Origin of the sequence: Nonomuraea sp. N2-4H (assembly GCF_045291505.1) — a bacterium.
Taxonomy (GTDB): domain Bacteria; phylum Actinomycetota; class Actinomycetes; order Streptosporangiales; family Streptosporangiaceae; genus Nonomuraea; species Nonomuraea fastidiosa.
This window is the reverse complement of sequence record NZ_CP147987.1, coordinates 4,783,371-4,804,383: the sequence shown is the minus strand read 5'-3', so window position 1 is coordinate 4,804,383 and position 21,013 is coordinate 4,783,371. Positions and strand designations below refer to the sequence as shown.

General features: G+C 71.8%; 16 protein-coding genes and 1 pseudogene. 12 read left to right on the top strand and 5 right to left on the bottom strand.

What is annotated here, in order from left to right:
* From murG to WBK31_RS22055, 9 genes and pseudogenes are all read left to right on the top strand, one after another.
* A pseudogene (gene murG / locus WBK31_RS22095) lies at window positions 1-1,076 on the top strand (undecaprenyldiphospho-muramoylpentapeptide beta-N-acetylglucosaminyltransferase).
* Window positions 1,073-2,470, top strand: a complete 1,398-nt coding sequence (gene murC, locus WBK31_RS22090) for a UDP-N-acetylmuramate--L-alanine ligase (protein WP_406673068.1) — start codon at window positions 1,073-1,075, stop codon at window positions 2,468-2,470. The pseudogene murG and the gene murC overlap by 4 nt, the downstream one beginning before the upstream one ends.
* Before the next feature lie 91 nt (window positions 2,471-2,561).
* Window positions 2,562-3,230, top strand: a complete 669-nt coding sequence (locus tag WBK31_RS22085; protein ID WP_364054822.1) for an FtsQ-type POTRA domain-containing protein — start codon at window positions 2,562-2,564, stop codon at window positions 3,228-3,230.
* A gap of 337 nt (window positions 3,231-3,567) precedes the next feature.
* Window positions 3,568-5,115: a cell division protein FtsZ gene (gene ftsZ / locus WBK31_RS22080; RefSeq protein ID WP_406673067.1), complete on the top strand. Its 1,548-nt coding sequence runs from the start codon at window positions 3,568-3,570 to the stop codon at window positions 5,113-5,115.
* A 128-nt stretch (window positions 5,116-5,243) separates the two neighbouring features.
* Window positions 5,244-5,936 carry a YggS family pyridoxal phosphate-dependent enzyme gene (locus WBK31_RS22075; protein WP_364054816.1) on the top strand — a complete coding sequence of 231 codons (693 nt, stop codon included), beginning with the start codon at window positions 5,244-5,246 and terminating at the stop codon, window positions 5,934-5,936.
* Between the two features lie 138 nt (window positions 5,937-6,074).
* Entirely contained in the window at window positions 6,075-6,575 is a 501-nt protein-coding gene (locus WBK31_RS22070; protein ID WP_364054813.1) for a cell division protein SepF, read from the top strand.
* Window positions 6,576-6,656: 81 nt separating this feature from the next.
* Window positions 6,657-6,950, top strand: coding sequence for a YggT family protein (locus WBK31_RS22065; RefSeq protein ID WP_364054810.1), 294 nt, complete (start codon window positions 6,657-6,659; stop codon window positions 6,948-6,950).
* A 106-nt stretch (window positions 6,951-7,056) separates the two neighbouring features.
* The gene (locus WBK31_RS22060) at window positions 7,057-7,938 is read left to right on the top strand and encodes a DivIVA domain-containing protein (RefSeq protein ID WP_364054807.1); all 882 of its coding nucleotides are present in this window, start codon (window positions 7,057-7,059) and stop codon (window positions 7,936-7,938) included.
* Between the two features lie 62 nt (window positions 7,939-8,000).
* Complete coding sequence (locus tag WBK31_RS22055; protein WP_406673066.1) at window positions 8,001-10,640, top strand: hypothetical protein; 2,640 nt, start codon at window positions 8,001-8,003, stop codon at window positions 10,638-10,640.
* A 670-nt stretch (window positions 10,641-11,310) separates the two neighbouring features.
* On the opposite strand, the gene ileS is transcribed toward WBK31_RS22055, so the two are convergent.
* Window positions 11,311-14,460 carry an isoleucine--tRNA ligase gene (ileS, locus tag WBK31_RS22050; RefSeq protein ID WP_406673065.1) on the bottom strand — a complete coding sequence of 1,050 codons (3,150 nt, stop codon included), beginning with the start codon at window positions 14,458-14,460 and terminating at the stop codon, window positions 11,311-11,313.
* 452 nt (window positions 14,461-14,912) lie between these two features.
* Here ileS and WBK31_RS22045 point away from each other — a divergent pair, with 452 nt between their 5' ends.
* From WBK31_RS22045 to WBK31_RS22035, 3 genes are read left to right on the top strand one after another with little or no spacing between them, the layout of a single operon-like run.
* The gene (locus tag WBK31_RS22045; protein ID WP_364057500.1) at window positions 14,913-15,314 is read left to right on the top strand and encodes a TraR/DksA C4-type zinc finger protein; all 402 of its coding nucleotides are present in this window, start codon (window positions 14,913-14,915) and stop codon (window positions 15,312-15,314) included.
* Window positions 15,287-15,877 carry a signal peptidase II gene (gene lspA, locus WBK31_RS22040; RefSeq protein ID WP_406675518.1) on the top strand — a complete coding sequence of 197 codons (591 nt, stop codon included), beginning with the start codon at window positions 15,287-15,289 and terminating at the stop codon, window positions 15,875-15,877. Before WBK31_RS22045 ends, lspA begins: the two co-directional genes overlap by 28 nt.
* A complete protein-coding gene (locus tag WBK31_RS22035; RefSeq protein ID WP_364054795.1) occupies window positions 15,870-16,799 on the top strand; it encodes an RluA family pseudouridine synthase in 930 nt (309 codons plus the stop codon). The genes lspA and WBK31_RS22035 overlap by 8 nt, the downstream gene beginning before the upstream one ends.
* A gap of 416 nt (window positions 16,800-17,215) precedes the next feature.
* Here WBK31_RS22035 and WBK31_RS22030 read toward each other — a convergent pair whose 3' ends face one another.
* Genes WBK31_RS22030 through WBK31_RS22015 form a run of 4 tightly spaced genes read right to left on the bottom strand, consistent with a single transcriptional unit; the run spans window position 17,216 to window position 21,013 of the window.
* The gene (locus WBK31_RS22030) at window positions 17,216-17,527 is read right to left on the bottom strand and encodes an AzlD domain-containing protein (protein WP_364054792.1); all 312 of its coding nucleotides are present in this window, start codon (window positions 17,525-17,527) and stop codon (window positions 17,216-17,218) included.
* Window positions 17,524-18,186 carry an AzlC family ABC transporter permease gene (locus WBK31_RS22025; RefSeq protein WP_364054789.1) on the bottom strand — a complete coding sequence of 221 codons (663 nt, stop codon included), beginning with the start codon at window positions 18,184-18,186 and terminating at the stop codon, window positions 17,524-17,526. The genes WBK31_RS22030 and WBK31_RS22025 overlap by 4 nt, the downstream gene beginning before the upstream one ends.
* An 11-nt stretch (window positions 18,187-18,197) precedes the next feature.
* On the bottom strand, window positions 18,198-19,052 hold the full coding sequence (locus WBK31_RS22020) for an AraC family transcriptional regulator (RefSeq protein WP_364054786.1): 855 nt from the start codon (window positions 19,050-19,052) through the stop codon (window positions 18,198-18,200).
* Window positions 19,049-21,013 (bottom strand): protein kinase domain-containing protein, encoded by a 1,965-nt coding sequence (locus tag WBK31_RS22015; protein WP_406673064.1) that lies wholly within the window; start codon window positions 21,011-21,013, stop codon window positions 19,049-19,051. Before WBK31_RS22015 ends, WBK31_RS22020 begins: the two co-directional genes overlap by 4 nt.

Below are 21,013 nucleotides of genomic sequence, written 5' to 3'. Positions count from 1 at the left end.
ATGAGGGTGGTCCTCGCCGGTGGGGGACGGCCGGGCACATCGAGCCCGCGCTCGCCCTTGCGGACGCGCTGCGCCATCTTGACCAGAGCGTCGGCATCACCTGCGTGGGCACGGAACGCGGCTTGGAGACGCGGCTCGTGCCTGCGCGGGGTTACGAGCTGGAGCTGGTGCCCGCCGTGCCGCTGCCCAGGACCCTCACGCCGAGCCTGCTCACCGTGCCCGGGCGGCTCGCGGGGGCGATCAACGCCGCGGCGGGCATCCTCGACCGGGTGCAGGCCGACATCCTGGTGGGCTTCGGCGGCTACGTCGCCACGCCCGCCTACCTCGCGGCCAAGCGGCGCGGCCTGCCGATCGTCGTCCACGAGGCCAACCCGCGTCCCGGGCTGGCCAACCGGCTGGGCGCCCGGCTGACCGAGCACGTCTTCACCGGCTTCCCCGACTCCGCGCTGCCCAAGGCCGAGTTCGTCGGCACGCCGCTGCGCCGCGAGATCACCACGCTCGACCGGCTGTCCATGGGCGACAAGGCGCGCTCGTGGTTCGGCCTTGAGAACGACCGGCCGACGCTGCTGGTGTTCGGCGGCTCGCAGGGCGCCAGGTCGATCAACCAGGCCGCGCTGGCCGCCGCGCCCGCGCTGCGCAGGGCCGGGGTGCAGGTGCTCCACGTGCTGGGCCCGAAGAACACCGTCGATCACGAGCCGCCGCCCGGCGACCCGCAGTACGTCCTGCTGCCCTACGTCGACCGCATGGACCTCGCCTACGCCGCCGCCGACGTCGCCCTGTGCCGCAGCGGCGCGCTGACCTGCGCCGAGCTGACCGCGGTGGGGCTGCCCGCCGCGTACGTGCCGCTGCCCCACGGCAACGGCGAGCAGCGCATCAACGCCGAGCGCATCGTCGCGGGCGGCGGCGGGCTGATGGTCGACGACGCCGAGCTGTCCGCCGAATGGATCATTCAGAACGTGCTGCCCATGCTCCACGACCCCGAGCGGGTCGCCGTCATGTCGGAGGCCGCCTCCAGGCTGGGGAGCAAGGACGCCGATATCATGCTCGCCAGGAAAGTGTTGGAGATAGCCCGATGAGTCTCGTGAAGCTGGTCGATCCCGTCGCCGTCGAAGATCTTGGGCGCGTGCACTTCATCGGCATCGGCGGCGCGGGCATGTCGGGCATCGCCCGCATCCTGCTCAAGCGCGGCGTACGCGTGACCGGCAGCGACGCGCGCAGCTCCGAGCTGATCACCGAGCTGCGCGAGCTGGGCGCCACGGTCCACATCGGGCACGCCGCCTCCCACATCCGAGACGTCGACACCGTCGTGGTCTCCACGGCCATCCGCGACTCCAACCCCGAGCTGGGCGAGGCGCTCAAGCAGGGGCTGCGGATCATCCCGCGGGCCGCCGCGCTGGCCTCCGTCATGGCCGGGCGCACCGGCGTCGCCATCGCCGGCACCCACGGCAAGACCACGACCACCTCCATGCTCACCGTGGCGCTGCAGAAGTGCGGCGCCGACCCGTCCTACTGCGTGGGCGGCCAGCTCGTCACCACCGGGCTCGGCGCCGACGACGGTCAGGGGCGGGTGTTCGTGGCCGAGGCCGACGAGAGCGACGGCTCGTTCCTCATGCTCGCGCCCGACATCGCCGTGGTCACCAACGTCGAGGCCGACCACCTCGACAACTACGGCGACCCGCGGGCCGTGCACGACAGCTTCGCGAGGTTCGCCGAGCGGGTCGGCTCGCTGCTCATCTGCTGCGCCGACGACCCCGGGGCGGCCGAGCTGGCGCGCCGCGCCACCGAGCGCGGCCTGCGGGTCAAGACCTACGGCGTGCGCGGCGACGACTACCGCGTGGGCGAGGTGCGGCCCGACGGGTTCGGCACGGTGTTCTCCATCGAGGGCAGGGGAGAGGTCAGGCTGGCCGTTCCCGGGGCTCACAACGCGCTCAACGCCACGGCGGTGATCGCCGTGGCCGATGAGCTCGGGATGCCGTTCGAGGAGATCAGAGACGGCCTGGGGGCCTTCACCGGGGCCAAGCGCCGCTTCGAGGCCAAGGGCGAGGCCGGGGGCGTGGCGGTCTTCGACAGCTACGCCCACCACCCGACCGAGCTGGCCGCCGACCTGCGCGCCGCCCGCGACGTGGTGGCCTCCTACTCCGGCACCGGCCGGGTCATCGCGATCTTCCAGCCGCACCTGTACTCGCGCACCCGGTTCTTCGCCGACGAGTTCGGCGCCGCGCTGGGGCTCGCCGACGAGGTCATCGTGCTCGACGTCTACGGCGCCAGGGAGGACCCGGAGCCGGGGGTGTCCGGCGCCATGGTGGCCGGGCGGGTGCCGCTGCCGCCCGAGCGGGTGGTGTACGCGCCCGACAGGTCGGCCGTGCCGGCGCTGGTGGCCGAGCGGGCGCGGCCCGGCGACATCGTGCTGACGATGGGCGCGGGCGACGTCACCGAGCTGGGGCCGCAGATCGTCGCCCGCCTGTCCTGAGCGAGGCGCGCTCTTGGGCGTGGCGCGCGGGCTTCAGGCCGCCGTCGGCGTAGGTTCGGTGCCGACATGAGCCGCATGCTGGGGGAGGGCGATGAAGGCGCGTACGGCGTTCCTGGTGCTGTTGACGGCGGGCGTGGTGGGCATCACCGCGTGGCTGGTGTTCTTCTCGCCTGTGCTGGGGGTGCGCTCGATCGAGATCGTGGGAAATCTCACAGTGCCGAGCGAGCGCATCAAACAGCAGGCGGGCGTGCCCGAGCTGCATCCCCTCGCCACCGTCGACCTCGCCGGCGTCGAAAGCCGCGTCCTCGGCATCCGGCAGCTCGCCTCCGCCAAGGTGGACCGGGTCTGGCCCGGCACGCTCAAGATCGAGGTGGTCGAGCGCGAGCCGGTCGCCGCGATCGAGACCGGCGGCAAGGTGGCGGTCGTCGACGGCGAGGGCGTGGTGATCGAGGTCAAACCGACGCTGCCGCCCCTGCTGCCCGTGCTCAAGGTCGACCGCCCGGTGCCCGGCGATCCGGTCATGACGGCCGCGCTCAAGGCCGTCCAGGCCGTTCCGCCCGAGGTGGCGGGCAAGGTCAGGCGGGTGCGCGCGGGCACGGCCGAGGGGATCACGCTGGAGCTGTCCGACGGGCGTACGGTCCTGTGGGGCGGCTCCGACCGTCCCGAGGAGAAGGGCCGCATCCTGGCCTCGCTGCTCAAACGGGAACGATCCGCCACCTTCTACGACGTCAGCTCTCCGGACGTGGTGACGCTGAAGTGATCGTGATCGTCAGGGTCCGGCAAGTCAGCGGCAAGCAGATCGCCGAGCCTGTACGAGCCGGGGCCCGGAACATGAGAGCCTGTAAGCCGGACTTTCGGCAGAGGAGGCGCGCCATCTGGCGCGGCGGCGGAGCGAAACGGACAGCGCGCGACACGCCGGACGTGCTTGCGGCGCGGTTAGTTGACCGGCCCGGAGCGTAACTCCTACTGTCCGTATCAATCATCAGGTTGACATAAATCTAAATCTCAACCTGAGGTTGAGAGTTACCTGAAGTGACAAAAAAGCGGAGACAATCCGCACCGGAATGGCAAGTCAACGAGCGGAAAGGCCCCTCGTCGTGGCAGCACCGCAGAACTACCTCGCGGTCATCAAGGTCGTCGGCATCGGCGGCGGCGGAGTCAACGCCGTCAACCGGATGATCGAGGAGGGACTCAAGGGCGTCGAGTTCATCGCGATAAACACCGACGCCCAGGCGCTGCTGATGAGTGACGCCGATGTGAAACTCGACGTGGGCCGCGAGCTCACGCGCGGGCTCGGCGCCGGCGCCAACCCCGATGTCGGCCGCAAGGCGGCCGAGGACCACCGTGAGGAGATCGAGGAGGTCCTCAAGGGGGCCGACATGGTCTTCGTCACAGCGGGCGAGGGCGGCGGCACCGGCACGGGCGGCGCGCCCGTCGTGGCCAACATCGCGAGGTCGCTCGGCGCGCTCACCATCGGCGTCGTGACCCGTCCGTTCAGCTTTGAGGGACGACGCAGGGCCTCGCAGGCGGAAGCAGGCATCGAGACGCTGCGCGACGAGGTCGACACGCTCATCGTGATCCCCAACGACCGGCTGCTGTCGATCTCCGACCGGCAGGTCAGCGTGCTCGACGCGTTCAAGGCGGCCGACCAGGTGCTGCTGTCCGGTGTCCAGGGCATCACGGACCTGATCACCACGCCCGGCCTGATCAACCTCGACTTCGCCGACGTCAAGTCGGTCATGTCGAGAGCCGGCTCGGCGCTCATGGGCATCGGCCACGCGCGCGGCGACGACCGCTCGGTGGCGGCCGCCGAGATGGCCGTCTCCAGCCCGCTGCTGGAGGCCAGCATCGACGGCGCGCACGGCGTGCTGCTGTCCATCGCGGGCGGCTCCGACCTCGGCCTGTTCGAGATCAACGAGGCCGCCCAGCTGGTGTCGATGGCCGCCGCGCCCGACGCCAACATCATCTTCGGTACGGTCATCGACGACGCGCTCGGCGACGAGGTGCGGGTCACGGTGATCGCGGCCGGCTTCGACGACGTGCCGGGCCCGTCCGACAAGCAGGCGCCCAGGCCCGCGGGCCGCCCCGCGGCGCCGCCCGTGTCGTCTCCTGCGCGGCCGAACGCGGCCTCCCCGAGTGTGAAGTCCGACCCTCCTCCGTTGCGCGCTGAGCCGCGTTCTGAGCCGCGTACGGAGTTCCGCCCCGAGCCGCGCCCCGAGCCCCGCGCCGAGGTGCGTCCCGAGCCGCGGCCGGAGGTCAGGCCTGAGCCGCGCATCGAGCCCCGTGCCGAGGTGCGTCCCGAGCCGCGTCCTGAGCCGCGTACGGAGTTCCGCCCCGAGCCGCGCGCCGAGGCCAGGCCCGAGCCGGTGCGGCCGGTCGAGCCCGTGCACGACTCGGCGCCGGAGCGTTCCGACGGCAGGGCCGACAACCGGAACGACGGCAGGAGCGAGGGCCGCGACGAGGGGAGGCAGGAGTCCGGAGAGGCCGACGGACCGTCCGGCCCCGTCTCGATCCCGAGGCCCACGCCCGAGCCGGCCAATCCGCCCACGCCCATCACCTCCCGCATGTCGGAGCCTCCCAAACGTCCCCGGGTGATCTTCGAGGAGCAGGAAGAGGAACTCGACGTTCCCGACTTCCTCAAATAGCCGGTCAACGAGTCGTTCGCCTGACGCCGCTCCCCGCAGCGATCCGGGAGCGGCGCCGTCGTGCGTACGGCGGCAGGGCGCGCCGGACCGGCGGGGCAGCGGGCGGCGCGGTAACGAAGGAGAGGCACGTGAGAAGGGACGAGATCGCGGCCGGTCTCGCCGAGGTCGAGGAGCGCATCACCGCGGCGTGCCACGCCGTGGGCCGCGACCGGAGCGAGGTCACGCTGATCGCCGTCACCAAGACCAGGCCGGCCGACGACATCCGCATCCTGGCCGAGCTGGGCGTGCGCGACATCGGCGAGAACCGCGACCAGGAGGCCGCGCCCAAGGCGCGCGAGCTGGCCGGGCTGCCGCTGACCTGGCACTTCGTCGGTCAGCTGCAGACCAACAAGGTCCGCTCGGTGGTCTCGTACGCCGACGTGATCCACTCCGTCGACCGTTCCAAACTGGTGAGCGCCATCAGCAAGGAGGCGGTCAGGCAGGGCCGGCGCATCGGCTGCCTGGTCCAGGTCGCGCTCGACGACGACCCCGGCAGGGGCGGCGTGCGGCCCGACGACCTGCTCGCGCTGGCCGACGAGGTGGCCCTGGCGGAAGGCGTGTGGCTGGGCGGCGTCATGGCGGTGGCCCCGCTGGGCGAGGAGCCCGCCAAGGCCTTCGCCAGGCTCCGCGAGCTCGCCACGGCGCTGCAGGAGCAGCACCCCCGGGCCACCATGGTCTCGGCCGGGATGAGCGGCGATCTCGCCGAGGCGATCGCGTACGGCGCGACACACGTTCGGGTCGGTACGGCGTTGCTCGGTCGTCGCAAGCCCTTCGTCAGGTAATGTCCCCTCAAGTGGGTCTTCAGGCCCATGACCAAGTAGAGGTCGATCAGCGGTGAGCTCCAGGGGGTACGCCTACCGCCTCAGGGCACGGCGACGGGCCCGAGCGAGTGCGACCATGAGCAGGAGGACGACGTAGCGATGGCCGGCGCGATGCGCAAGATGGCGGTCTACCTCGGTCTCGTGGAGGACGACCGCTACGAGAGGTACGAGACCTACACCGACGACTACGCCTACGACGACGACGTGCAGCGCCCCGGTGAGGAGCGTCCTGTCGCGGTCCAAGACCGCGACGACGAGCCCGAGACCGGCGGCCCCGCGCCCAGGCCGACCACGACCATCGTGGAACGCCGTACGACGGATCTGGCTCGCATCACGACCCTGCATCCTCGCACGTACAACGAGGCGCGTACAATCGGTGAGCACTTCCGTGACGGGACCCCCGTCATCATGAACCTGACCGAGATGGTCGACAGTGACGCGAAGCGGCTGGTTGATTTCGCGGCAGGTCTCGTCTTTGGCCTACATGGCAGCATTGAACGTGTTACCAACAAGGTGTTCCTGTTGTCCCCTGCCAATGTCGAGGTGACCGCCGAGGACAAGGCTCGAATCGCGGAACGCGGGTTCTTCAATCAGAGTTAGAGTCTCTGTGTATGCCTATCGGACCCAACCAGGTCTCCCCAAGGCCTGGAGGCACATCAGAAGTGGAGGCGCGGCCGGGCCGTGGAGATCGTTAGTGGGATCTTGGTCGTAGTCCTGTCTCTCTACTTGGTGCTGCTCATCGGCAGGATGATCTTTGAGACGGTGCAGGCGTTCGCACGTCAGTGGCGTCCGTCGGGCGTGGTGCTCGTCGTGGCGGAGGCCACCTACACCGCAACTGACCCACCCCTCAAGTTCCTCCGCCGTTTCATTCCTCCGCTCCGGTTGGGTACGGTGGCCTTTGACCTAAGCTTCACTGTCCTGTTCATCGTGGTTCTGATCTTGATTCAGATCGCCCAGGCTCTCGGCCCACGGTGAGCATGGCCTGTGAGGCCGCCGGTCGTGTTCCAACTCGTGTCCGCGCTGAAGTGATTCGGGTTACCGTCCTCCGGACAGACTCCAAGCGCGCCAAGGAGACCAAAAAATGCCGCTGACGCCCGCTGATGTGCGGAACAAGCAGTTCAGTACCACCCGGCTCCGGCCGGGCTACGACGAGGAGGAGGTCGACGCCTTCCTCGACGAGGTGGAAGCTGAGCTTGACCGCCTGATCCAAGAGAACGAGGAGCTCCGCGCCAAGCTGGCCGAGTGCCTGCGCGGGAAGGTGCCGGGCGGCATGAACATGCCCATGGCCTCGGCGCCTGTCCAGGAACAGCCCAAGCCGGAGATGATGCAGCCGCCGCAGCCGGAGCCCATGCGGGCGCCCGAGCCGCAGCAGCAGCAGCCGCAGCAGCCCCAGGTCCCCGTGGGCATGAACATGCCGCCCGCCGAGGACAACATGGACACCGCGGCCCGCGTGCTCGCTCTGGCCCAGCAGACCGCCGACCAGGCGATCGCCGACGCCCGCCGGGAGGCGGACGAGACGGTGACCCGGGCCCGGCGCGAGGCCGACGAGATCCTCACCAAGGCACGCCGCCAGGCCGAGCAGGTCATCGGCGACGCCAGGGCTCGCGCCGAGACGCTCGAGCGCGACGCCCAGGAGCGCCACCGCCAGGCGATGGGCTCGCTCGTGCAGACCCGCGACGAGCTCGAGCGCAAGGTCGAGGAACTCCGCAGCTTCGAACGCGAATACCGCAGCAGGCTCAAGCTCTACCTCGAAAACCAGCTCGCCGAGCTCAACGTGTCCGCCGAAGGCAGCGGTGGCTTCCCCGTGCTGTCCGGCGGTCCGCAGGGCCAGGCACCCGCCATGTCGCACGCCGTGCCCCAGAGCGGCCAGCAGCCGCTGCCCGGAGGCCCCGCTCCGTTCGGCGGCGACGCTCCGCAGGGCGCTTTCCCCGGCGGTGACGGTCCTCACAACGACCGGCGGTAAAGTAACGGGTCACTAGGACCTGCCACTCGAAAGAGCCCTCTGTGATCCTTATCAGTGCTGGTTTGGTGCTCGCGGCAGTGGTGCTGCTGATCGCGGGCTTCGTACTGGCGAAGCCGTTCCTGATCATGTGGTCCATCGTGGTCAGCGTGCTGTCCGCGTTGTTCCTGGTGATCGGGGCGTTTCTGCGGCGGAACGAGCTTTTTCCCGGAGGTGGGCAGGCCGCTGCGCCGGCCACCCCCCCGAAGGGGCTCATGCCGTCCGCGGCGCCGTACACCCAGACCGGCCCCATGGCTCATCAGCCGCCCCCGCAGCCCCGACCGCATCCGCAGGCACCGCAGCAGCGCACGGCGGCCACCCCGGCCACCGCACCGCGCCGCCCCGCGGCCGCCGGCATCGCGCCGGATGCGATCGTGCTGGTCATCCCTGGACGCAAGCGCTACCACGTCCACGGGTGCAGGCAGCTGGTCGGGCGGGAACACGAGGAGCTCACGTACGAGGAGGCACGCGAGGAGGGCTTCACGCCCTGCACGGCGTGCCTGCCCGACGCCGCGCTCGGCGGACGGCAGCTGCCGCCTGCCGCCGACCCCGAGCCCGCCGTCCACTCCAGCACCGCTTCTGCCAAGAACCGAGCAGAAGACTCCGCGGAGACCCGCGACGTTCGTCCGCAGGTCACCCCGCCGAAGCCCGGCACGAAGGCTTCCACCCCCAGCCCGGAGCCTGCCGCCGCCCACGAGGAAGGCGCCGCCGGGTGGTTCGGCCGTCCCAAGGCCGCCCCGGCCGACCAGGCATCGGGCTCCACCTCCGCCGCCCCCGAGACCGGCACCGGCTCGGACGATGAGCAGGCGGAGTCAGAGACTTCCTACTTCCGGCCGTCGCCCTCGCGCGGGGCCGGCACCGCGCCCTCCCGATCCGGATCTCCGAAGGCCGGTCCTTCGAAGGGCGGCCCTTCCACGCCCGGGGCCGGCGAGTCCGGCTCCTCGGGTGGAGCGCCCGGGGCCTCGGGAGGAACGTCCGGCAAGCCCGGCTCCCCGAAGGGCGCGCCGTCGAAGGGCGCGCCGTCGAAGGGCGCGCCGGCCAAGGGCGCGCCGGCCAAGGGCACGCCCGGTAAGGGCGCGTCCTCGCCGAAGACCGCGTCCGTCGCCTCTCGGGAGTCCGCCGCCACCGCCGGGGGCTCCGACGACGAGACCTCTCCCAACGTTCCCAGCCCGGCCAAGGCAGCCCAGGGCTCGGGTCCCAGCCCGGCCAAGGCCGTCCAGGGCTCGGGCTCGGCCCGCCCCGATCGGCCCGGCGACAAGCCCGGCCGCCCAGGTGCCACTGGTCCGTCCGGCGGCGCGCCTGGCCGCCCGGGTGCCGCTCCTTCCGGTGACGCATCTGGCCGTCCGGGTGCTGGTTCGTCCGGTGACGGTCCTGGTCGTCCGGGTGGTGCCGGCTCGTCAGGTGGTGAGGCCGGTCGTCCCGGTGGGCCCGATGGCAAGCCCGGCACCGCCGCCGCGTCGACGCCCGCCAAGCCTGGAACGCCCGGTGCGTCTGCCCCCGGGAAGCCCGGAACGTCCAGCACACCCGCGCCCGCAAAGTCCGGAGCGTCCGGTGTGTCCGCGTCCGGGAAGCCGGGTGCTGCGGGCGGGTCCGCTTCCGGCAAGCCTGGGACGAGCGGGGAGCCGGCGTCCGGGAAGGCCGCCACGGCCGCCGGTGCGTCCGGGGCCGCGAAGCCGGGCACGGCCGCTGGGGCCACGGCTGGAAAGCCTGGGACATCCGGCTCGTCCGCACCCGGGAAGCAGGGGACGACGGGTGCGTCCGCGTCCGGCAGGCCCGGCGCGTCCAGTGGGTCTGCGTCCGGCAAGCCCGGTACGGCCGGTGCGTCCGCGTCCGGCAGGCCCGGTACGGCCGGTGCGTCCGCGTCCGGGAAGGCAGGACAGGGCAACGGCAAGGCCGGGCAGGGGGCCGGTCCTGGCGAGCGCGATGACGACGCCGGGCCCGTTACGGCGCCGCAGCCTCGGGTGACCGCGTCGGGCAGCCCGCAGCGTCCCGGATCGTCCGGTGCGCCGCAACGCCCGGGGACGTCCGGGTCGTCCGAGGTTTCGGAGCGGTCGTCGGCGTCGGGAGGCGAGTCGGCCAAGCGCCCGTCCGGCGGTGGCGACGAGCCCGCGCCGGGGGAGACCGTCATCCTGCACGAGCGGCCCGCGTCCTCGGCAGAGGCGACCGCCAAGCCTCGGGGGCCGCTGCCTCCGGGCGCGCCGGTCACGTCCTCCGGTGCCAAGCCCGGGGCCACGCCGGGGAAGAGCGGGGCGTCCGGTGGCGGTGAGCAGGCCGCCTCGTCCGCCGGTAAGGGAGCGTCGGCCGCCAAGGGGAGCGCTTCTCCCGGGCAAGGGCCTCGCGATCAGGGGAGCGGCCCGTCCAACGGTGGTGCCGCAGCCAAGGCCGCAGATCCCAAGGCTGCGGGTGTCAAGGCCGGTTCGTCCGGTGGCAAGGCCGGTGACGGCTCCACCGGGGCCAACGGCAACGCGAACGGGGCCGGAAACGGCAAGGAGCGAGGGCCGCAGACCGTCAAGGTCATCATCGGCACCCGCCGCTACCACGGCTCGGCGTGCCCGCTGGTCCGGGGAGCGGGTGACGGCGTCGAGTCGATGACCCTCGCCGCCGCCCAGGCCGCCGGGCTGACGAGCTGCCCGGTCTGCCAGCACGACCGCGAAACCGTCAGCTGACGCCCCCGGCCACCTGCCTTGCCGTAAGTCAGTCTCTGCCGCAGGCCACTCAGGATGTTTTTCTGCGGGGCGTCTCTTCGTGGGGGTGTCCTGCCGTGGGCTGTTCTGTCGGCGTTGCGGGGTGTCCTGCCGTGGGCCGTTCTGTCGGGCGTTGCGGGTCGTCCTGTCGAGGGCCGTCCTTTCGAGGGCTGTGAGGCGTTCTTTCGTGGGGCGTTCTGGCGGGGCTGCGGGGCGTTCTTCCGTGGGGCGTTCTTTGAAGCTGTGGGGCGATCTTCTGCGGGGTGTCCATCCGCGGGGGCGTCATTCCTGCGTGCGGAACTGTGCGGAACGCAGCCATTCCTGTGTGCGAGACGTAGCCGCGCCGCGCTGCCTTTCCGTCAGAGCGAGTGGGCTACGCGCATCCGCCTTCGGCGCTGGGTGGTCGCCTGTTCCTGCCTGCGCGGGTGAGGTAACGCATCTCTCTGGTGCGGGCGGGTGAGGTCAGGCATCTCCCTGCGCGGGCGGGTGAGGTGAGGGTGTCTCTGCCTGCGTGGCGGGCGGGGTGGGGGTGCCGTCTCCTGCGGGCGCCATCACACAGCCTGACGCCACGAAGCGGGCCCCGGGTGCTGGTACCCGGGGCCCGCTCGATGGGTCCTTACCGTCCGGGGTGCGTACGCCCCCGGACGAGCGGCTACTGAGCGCGGCGGAGCTGGAAGGTGAGGCCGAGGTCCTCGTCTGCGTGGGTGGGCAGGTCGGGGGCGGTGCCCTCGGTGAACGAGGTGGCGAGCACCTCCTCGGTCACCACCTGGCCCTGGGTGCGCAGCGCCGTGGCCAGGTCGGGCGAGGACGCGCTCCACCACAGGTCGATGCGGTCGGTGATGGACAGGCCGGTCGACTTGCGGGCGTCCTGGACCAGGCGGATGACCTCGCGGAGCAGGCCGGCGCGGCGCAGCTCGTCGGTCAGCTCCAGGTCGAGCGCCACGGTCTCGCCGGTGCCGGTGCCGATGGCGCCGGTCTCGACGGCCCAGCCGGAACGGGGCTGCTCGTTGACGATCACCTCGTCGGGGCCGAGCATGACCTCGCCCAGCTCCTCGGCCTCGACCATGACGGTGGAGCCGGAGCGCAGGGCGCGCGCCACGCGGGTGGCGTCGGCGGCGGCCAGCGCGGCGGCCACCAGCTTGGTACGCGGCCCGAACCGCTTGCCCAGCGCCCGGAAGTTGGGCTTGACCGTGTAGGACACCAGGTCGGCGCTGAAGCCCGACATGTCCTCGAGCGCCTGGACGTTGAGCTCCTCGGCGACCAGCCCGCGCAGCTCGTCGGGCAGGGACGGCCAGCCGTGCGCACCCACCAGGGCCCGCCGCAGCGGCTGGCGGGTCTTCACCCCGGAGGAGGCACGGGCCGAGCGGCCCAGCTCGACCAGGCGGCGGACGAGGGCCATCTGCTCCGACAGCTCGGTGTCGATGAGCTCCTCACGCGCCTGCGGCCAGGAGACCAGGTGCACCGAGGTCGGCGTGTCCTCCCCGCGCAGGACGTCCCACAGGTAGTCGGTGATGAACGGCGTGATCGGCGCCATCAGCTTGAGCACCGTCTCCAGGCACTCGTACAGCGTCGCGAACGCCTCTTCCGAACCCTGCCAGAAGCGGCGGCGCGAGCGGCGCACGTACCAGTTGGACAGGTCGTCGAGGAAGTCGGCCAGGCGGCGGCCGGCGCGCTGGGTGTCGTAGTCGTCGAGCGCCGCGGTGACCTCGGCCACGGTGCGGTGCAGCTCGGACAGCGCCCAGCGGTCGAGCAGCGGGCGCTCGGCCGGCGGGACGGCCTCGGCGAGCTTGGCAGGCGACCAGGACTCGGCGTTGGCGTACAGGGTGAAGAAGGAGGCGGTGTTCCAGAGCGTCAGCAGGACCTTGCGGACGATCTCCTCCAGCGTGGCGTGCCCCACGCGGCGGGCCGCCCACGGCGAGCCCGAGCAGGCCATGAACCAGCGCAGCGCGTCGGCTCCGTGCCGGTCCATCAGCGGGATCGGCTCGAGGACGTTGCCGAGGTGCTTGCTCATCTTGCGGCCGTCCTCGGCGAGGATCAGGCCCAGGCAGAGCACGTTCCGGTAGGAGGACTGGCCGAAGACCAGCGTGCCGACGGCCATCAGCGAGTAGAACCAGCCGCGCGTCTGGTCGGTGGCCTCGCAGATGAAGTCGGCGGGGTAGACGCCCTCGGGCTTGCCGCGCTCGCCCCACTGCGCGAACGGCATGGAGCCGGAGTCGTACCAGGCGTCGATGACGTCGGGCACGCGGCGGGCGAGAGCGCCGCAGGTCGGGCAGTCGAACGTGACGTCGTCGACGTACGGGCGGTGGGGGTCGAGGGCGGAGACGTCACGGCCGGCGAGCCTGCCCAGCTCCTCCAGCGACCCGACGCACGTCACGTGGGACTCGTCCTGCTCGCACACCCACAGCGGCAGCGGCGTGCCCCAGTAGCGGGAGCGCGACAGCGACCAGTCGACGTTGTTGCGCAGCCACTCGCCGAAGCGGCCCCACTTGATGGTGTCGGGGTACCAGTTGGTGCCGGAGTTCTCGGCCAGCATCTGGTCCTTGACGGCGGTGGTGCGGATGTACCAGGACGGCAGCGCGTAGTAGAGCAGCGGGGTGTGGCAGCGCCAGCAGTGGGGGTAGCTGTGCTCGAAGTGGCCGCCCTTGAACAGCAGGCCGCGCCGCCGCAGGTCCTCGGTCAGCTCCTCGTCGGCGTCCTTGAAGAAGCGGCCGCCCACCATGGGGACGTCCTCGAGGAAGCGGCCGTCGGGGCCGATCGGGTTGACGATCGGCATGTCGTACCGCTTGATGACGGCCATGTCGTCGGCGCCGAAGGCGGGCGCCTGGTGGACCAGGCCGGTGCCGTCCTCGACGGTGACGTAGTCGCCGAGCACGACGTAGTGGGCGTCGGGGATGTCGACCAGGTCGAACGGCCGGCGGTAGGTGGTGCGCTCGAGCTCGCGGCCGGTGTAGCGGGCGACCTCGGTGACGCCCTCGCCCAGCACGGACAGCAGCGGCTCGGCCACGACCAGCACCTCGCCGTCGGCGGTGCGGGCGGCGACGTACGTGACGTCGGGGTGCACGGCGACCGCGGTGTTGGAGACCAGCGTCCACGGCGTGGTCGTCCAGATCAGCAGCGAGGCGCCCAGCTCGGCCAGCGGGCCGGAGGTGACGGGCATGCGGACGTACACCGACGGGCTGGAGATGGTCTCGTAGCCGCCCGGCTGGCCCAGCTCGTGGTCTGACAGCCCGGTGCCGCAGCGCGGGCAGTAGGGCGTGATGCGGAAGTCGCGGAACAGCAGCCCCTTGTCGAAGATGACCTTCAGCGACCACCACACGGACTCGACGTAGGACGGATCCATCGTGCGGTAGGCCTGCGACAGGTCGATCCAGTAGCCCATGCGCTCGGTCATCTGCTCGAACGCGTCGACGTGCCGCAGCACCGACTCGCGGCACTTGGCGTTGAACTCGGCGATGCCGTAGGACTCGATGTCCTTCTTGCCGGACAGGCCCAGCTCGCGCTCCACGCTGACCTCCACGGGCAGGCCGTGGCAGTCCCAGCCGGCCTTACGCGGAACGCTGAACCCGCGCATCGACTTGTAGCGCGGGAACAGATCCTTGAACACGCGGGCCTCGACGTGATGCACGCCGGGCAGGCCGTTGGCGGTGGGCGGGCCCTCGTAGAACACCCACGAGGGGTTGCCGGCGTTCTGCTCGACGGAGCGCTCGAAGATCTTCCCGTCCCGCCAGCGGTCCAGGACCTCGCGCTCGAGCGCGGGCAGGTCGACCTGCGCGGGAAGAGAGCGGAACGTTGGGGAAGACATCTCGGGCGTGACCTCCACGCGTGAATCGGCCGATAGGGCTGTGGCGTGAAGGGACGAAGCCTCGCGGCCCCGCGGTACCACCCTTCTTGACCCCGCCCGAAGGCGAGGCCCTCTTCATTTGACTGCTGCCGGTTCTAATAAGCTCGCGCAAGCCGTTCTTCCGGCGGCTCCGGGGTGATATCCCTCACAGCGGGCCCCATCAACGCCTTGCAGACTCAAACCATAACGCAGAGTCGAGGTCAAGGCTTCCACGTTTCCCGCCTCAGGAGGTCACCCGCCTCCCAGCGGTACGTGAGTCGTAAAGGGCGCAAAGATGTGGGAATGGACGCCGCTGTGGAGGAGTTGAATGCGCGAGGCGGGATAGTACGGGCTAGGTAAACCGTCCGGCGGGTCGTTTGCCGTTCCGTTATCAGGATCCTAAGCTGCCCGCACCATTCACGGCCTTGATCAGCATGGAGGCAGCCATGGCGGCAGGCACGCAGACCGCTACACCGTCGATGTGGTCGGATGAGGAGCTGGCCGAGGTACGCGGCAGGCTCCAGAAGGAGATCGACGAGCTCGAGGCGGACATCCTCCGTCACGAGACGGAGATAGCCTCTGGGGACGTCACGCAGGGCGCGGGCGACGACCAGGCCGACGCCGGCGCGAAGACGTATGAGCGCGAACGCGAGATCGCCCTTACCCTGAATGCGCGCGATCTGGTCGCGCAGAACGAACGTGCGATCGCCAGGATCGACGCAGGGACCTATGGAGTGTGCGAATCGTGCCACAAGCCGATCGGCAAGGAACGCCTCCAGGCGTTCCCCAGGGCGACGCTGTGCGTGGCCTGCAAGCAGAAGGAGGAGCGCCGGTAGGCCGGCGGAGCACCGCCGGCAGGCCACGCGGGCGCCTGGTCGCCGTCCTCGTCGCGCTGGCGGCCGTGATCTACGCGGCCGACCTCGTCACCAAGACGGTGGTGTTGCGCACCCTCGAGGGTGAGGCGCCCCTGGTCGTGATCCCAGGCGTGCTCCAGTTCCGGGTCATCTTCAACTCCGGTGCCGCCTTCAGCATCGGCACCGGGATGACGTTCGTCTTCACCTTCATCGCGGCCGGCGTGGTCGTCGCCATCATCCGTACGGCGCGCAAGCTCGGCAGCCGTTCGTGGGCGGTCGCGCTCGGCCTGCTGCTGGGCGGCGCCGTCGGCAACCTCACCGACCGGCTGCTGCGCTACCCCTCCGGGTTCGGACGCTCCACGCAGCTTCAGGGCCACGTCGTGGACTTCATCGAAGTGCTGCCGGGCAACTTCCCGGTCATCGACTACTTCCCCGTCTTCAACATCGCCGACTCGGCCATCGTCTGCGGCGGCATCCTGGCCGTGATCCTGGCCTGGCGCAACGTGCAGATCGACGGCTCGAAGGAGGTGGCCGAGGATGGCTGAACGGCGCAGCCTGCCCGTGCCCGACGGGCTGGAGGGCGAGCGGCTGGACGCCGCGCTCTCGCGACTTTTCGGGTTCTCCCGCACCCGCGCGGCCGAGCTGATCGGCGCCGGCGAGGTGCTCGTCGACGGCCGCGTGCCGAGCAAGTCCGACCGCGTGCACGCCGGCGCGTGGCTCGACGTCACGATGCCCCCGCCCGTCACCGCGCCCATGCCGGTGGCCGAGCCGGTGCCCGGCATGACGATCGTGTACGAGGACGACGACATCATCGTGATCAACAAGCCCGTCGGCGTGGCCGCGCACCCCACGGTCGGCTGGACGGGCCCCACCGTGATCGGCGGGCTCCTGGGAGCCGGTCACACCATCGCCACCAGCGGCGCCGCCGAGCGCCAGGGCATCGTGCACCGCCTGGACGCCAACACCACGGGCGCGATGGTGGTGGCCAAGAGCGAGCACGCCTACTCGTTCCTCAAGCGGGCCTTCAAAGAACGCACGGTCGACAAGCGCTACCACGCGCTCGTGCAGGGGCATCCCGACCCGTTCAGGGGCACCGTCGACGCGCCCATCGACCGGCATCCGTCGGGCGACGGCCGCTGGGCCGTCGTCGCCGGTGGCAAGCCGTCGGTGACCCACTACGACACGGTCGAGGCGTTCCGCGCCGCCTCCCTGCTCGACATCAAGCTGGAGACGGGGCGTACGCACCAGATCCGCGTCCACATGTCGGCGCTGCGCCACCCGTGCGTCGGCGACATGCTCTACGGCGCCGACCCCACGCTGGCCGCCCGCCTGGGCGTCACCCGGCAGTGGCTGCACGCGGTCTCGCTCGGGTTCGAGCATCCGACGACCGGCGAGTGGATGTCGTTCAGCACGGACTATCCGCAGGACCTGCAGAAGGCGCTCGACCTGGTACGCGCGGAGTCCTGAGCCGCGCGCCCGCCGGTCCTGCCGCCTTCACGCCCCGGATCGGCCGCCGTCCGAGCCGGATCGGCCGCCGTCCGAGCCCTCGATCCGGCCGGGCGCCTCTGAGGGGGACTCGCCGCTTTCCTCCGTCCCGTCCGGTGTCTGTGCCGTCCGCCCGCTCTGAGCGGCTGTCCGTGCGTTCTGAGCGCGTTCCGGACGTGCTGGGGCGCGGTTCGGGGTCCTGTGTGCGCACCCCCGCCTCCGTGGCCCTGGGCTGGACGCGGGCGGGCGGCGGCGTGCCGCGCGGCGTGACCGGACCGGACCGGCCGCCGCCGCGCGTGACGTGCGCGCCGCGAAGACCTCGCGTCCGGCGTCCGTCAGGTCAGGAGGCGGGGCACCTCCTTGATCGCTTCACCGCGCACTCGGACATGCACCGCCGGCTACCCCAGAAGGAACCGGACGAGCGCCGTCATCGCCGCCGCGGCCGCCAAGACGACCAGGAAAGGCGCGCGGAGCAGGAGGGCCACGATGCCCGCGCCGAGCCCCGCCGTACGGGCGGCGTCGAAGCCCAGCCCGCCCTCCTGCGTGAACATCTGCACCGCGATCAGCGCCGCCAGCAGCGCCACCGGCACCAGCTCCGCGAACCTGCGCACCTTCGGATGGTCGAGCACCGCGCGCGGCGCGGCCAGGCCCGCCAGCTTCAGCGCGTAACAACCCGCGCACACCAGCGCGATCGCCCACCACAACGTCATCGCACCATCACCACCAGCACCGCCACCGCCGACAGCAGCACCGGCACCCCGGGCGGGAAGAACGGCGTCGTGCACAGCGCGATCGCCGCCGCGCTCGCGGCCAGCGCGCGCAGCTCGCCGCTGTCCTTCAGCCGGGGCCACAGGATCGCGAGGAACGCCACCGGGCCCACGACGTCCAGGCCGAGGACGCCGGGGTCGCCGAGGGACGAGGTGCCGTACGCGCCCGCCAGCGTGGTCAGGTTCCAGGTGATGTAGAGGGTGGCGAACGTGGTGACGAAGCCCGTACGCGCCGAGCGGGGGTCGGGCTGGGCCATCGCCACGGCCGTGGTCTCGTCGATGACGCCGTGGGCGGCCAGCAGTTTGCGCGGGCCGCGTACCTGGAGGAGGTCGGCCAGGCGCAGGCCGTACAGGGTGTTGCGGCCGCCGAGCAGCAGCGCGCCGAGGCCGGCCGCCAGCAGGTCGCCGCCCGCGCCCACCGCGCCCGTCAGCGCGAACTGTGAGGCGCCCGTGAACGCCAGCAGGCTCAGCACGCACGCCTGCGGCACGGACAGGCCCGCCGTGATCGCGGCGGCGCCGAAGGCGAGCCCGGACAGCCCCACGGCCAGGCCCACGCCGAGACCGTCCCGCACGGCCGCGGAACGGTGAGTTGTCGGTTCCATGCCTACCGAGGCTATGTGCCGCCTGAATGTCGGGTCTTGTACGATCCTGCGGCCCTTTGGTACACGGCGGGCGGTACGCCCATGACCCGCTTGAAGTGCCGGTTGAGGTGGGCCTGGTCGGTGAAGCCTGCCTCGGCGGCCACCTGCGCCGGGCGCATCCCGCTCAGCAGCAGCTCGCGCGCCCGGCGTACCCGCAGCGAGATCAGGTAGGCGTGCGGCGGCATTCCCGTCGCCGCCTTGAACGCCCGCAGCAGCGGGAACGGCCGCGCCCCCACCGCCTCCGCCAGGTCGTCGAGGGTCGGCGGGTCCACCAGGCTCTCGTGCAGCAGCTCCAGCGCCGCGCGCACGGCCCGGCCGCTCTCCGCCGTCCCGGTGGCGGGCGGTTTGGGCGCGGCGTGCCGCATCAGCAGCCGGGCGAACAGCGTACGGCTCAGCGTCGAGGTCGCCAGCGCGTCGCCCCGCTCGGCCGCCTGGTGCGCGCGCCGCAGCAGCGCCGCCACCTCGTCGTCGCGCACCACCTGCTGCGGGAAGTACGGCGTCCCGCCGGGCCCGCCCAGCTCGCGGGCGATCGCCGAGACCGTCTCGATCGACGGATAGAGCATCCGGTACGCCCACCCGCCCGGCACCCCGGCCTGCCCGGTGTGCACCGTTTCCGGGTTGACCAGCACGATCTCGCCCGCCCCCGCCCGGTGCAGCGTGCCCCGGTAGTCGAACTCCTCGACCCCGGAGACGATCAGCCCGATGGCGTAGCCGTCGTGCACGTGCCGGGAGAAGCGGTGGGTGACGTAGCGGGCCTTCAGCAGATCGGTCTCCGGCACCGCCGGATGCCGCCAGAACGTCGCCCGCTCCTCGGTGATCTTGCTCATAGCGGTCTGAACGTCCTGAGGAAGTCGTCGAAGTAGTGGCGGTCCCGCTCCCAGCGGTCCTGCGTGGTCTCCCACATGACGGCGAACGGGCGGCCCTCGGCGGTGCGCAGGCCGCGGTCGATGACGTGGATCGTCACGCCCTGATCAACGCGGGTGAACTCCCAGTCGGCGGCCGGGCGGCCCTGGAACTCGGTGGGGGTGATGGCGATCCGCCGGTACTGCTCGAAGTCGCCCTTCCTGCGGATCTCCGCCTCCAGGAGGACCCAGTGGCGTTCGGGGTCCTTCCAGGGGACGTCGGGGATCGTCCACTCCACGAGCAGCCTGCCGGGGGTGCCGGGGCGGGTGAACTCGACGCTGTCGCGGCCCGCCGTCTTCGTCGCCCGCCAGCGCGGAGGGACGGCGATCTGGAAGCGCCCCGCGGTGTTCCGGTACGCCCGCCAGCCGTCCGGGATCTCGGGCTCGTCGACGGGCTCCTCGGTGGGCTTTACGGCCGGCTCCTCCGTGGCCTCCCTGGTGGGCACGCCGGTCGTGGGGGCGGTCGTGACGTTCTCCTGCGAGGGCTCCTTCGAGGGCTCCTTCGACGGCTGCTCCGCGGGCTGCTCCGCGGGCTGCTCCGTGGGCTGCTCCGTGGGCGCGGGCGTGGGGGAGGGCCGGGGAGCGGCGGCCGTACCCGTGAGGCGGTCGTACAGCAGCACGCCACCGCCGCCCAGCGCCGCCACGGCGAGCACCGCCGCCGGCAGGGCGATCAACATCGCCTTGCGCCGCCCGCCGCCTCGCCCGTCGAGCGTCGCATCGGGGCGGCCACCGGTCGGGATGCCGTCGTGCGCGCTGCGCGGCGTCTGGTGCCACGAGGCATCGGGCGGCGGGGTGCCGCCGTCAGCGGGGACGGCAGGCGGCGTGTCGGGCCGTGAAGCGCCGGGAGGCGGTGTGGCACGCCAGGAGCCGTCGGCAGGCGGCGTGTCGGGTCGTGAAGCGCCGGGAGGCGGCGTGGCAGGCCAGGTGCCATCCGGAGGCGGCGTGTCGCGCTGAGAAGCGTTCGGAGGCGGGGTGCCGCGCCAGGAGCCCTCCTGAGGTGATGTGGCGCGCCATGAGCCCTCCGGGGAGGGGGAGCCCGCGGGGGCCTGCCAGGGGGCGTCCGCGGTGGCGGCAGGGCGCGGTGGAGCGGTGGCGGCGACGTCGTACAGGAGCCTCGCGGCCTCGGCGGCGGGCAGGCGCGCCTCGGGCTCGCGCCGCAGCAGCCCCATCACGATCGGCCCGAGCGCCCCGGCCCGCGCGGGCGGCTCGGGGTCGTCGCGCAGCACCGCCGCCACGGTCGCCGCCCACGAGTCGCGCTTGAACGGTGGCCGCCCCTCCACGGCGGCGTACAGCGTCGCGCCGAGCGACCACAGGTCGGACTCCGGCCGCGCGGGCTCGCCGTTGAGCCGCTCGGGCGGCATGTACGCGGGCGTCCCCACCAGCCCGCCCGTCGCCGTCAGCCCGCCCTCGGTCTCCAGCGCCGCGATGCCGAAGTCGGTGAGCACGACCCGGCCGTCATCGGCGAGCAGCACGTTCTCGGGCTTGACGTCGCGGTGCAGCACCCCGGTGGCATGGGCGGCCCGCAGCGCGTCGAGCACCCGGCCGCCGATCACCGCGGCCTGCTCGGGACGCAGCGGCCCGTCCTCGGAGATCACCCGGGCCAGGGAACGGGAGCGTACGAGCTGCATGACGATCCACGGACGGCCGTCCTCCTCGACGACGTCGTGGATGACGATCACCGACGGATGGTCGAGCCGCCCCGCCGCCCTGGCCTCGCGGATGGTACGGCGGTTGAGCTCGGCCCGCTTGGCGTCGCCGACCCCGGTGTAGCGGACCTCCTTGATCGCCACCGTACGGTCGAGCAGCTCGTCGTAGGCCCGCCAGACCACCCCCATGCCGCCCTCCCCGATCGGCTCGAGGAGGCGGTACCGATTGCTGACGTGCAC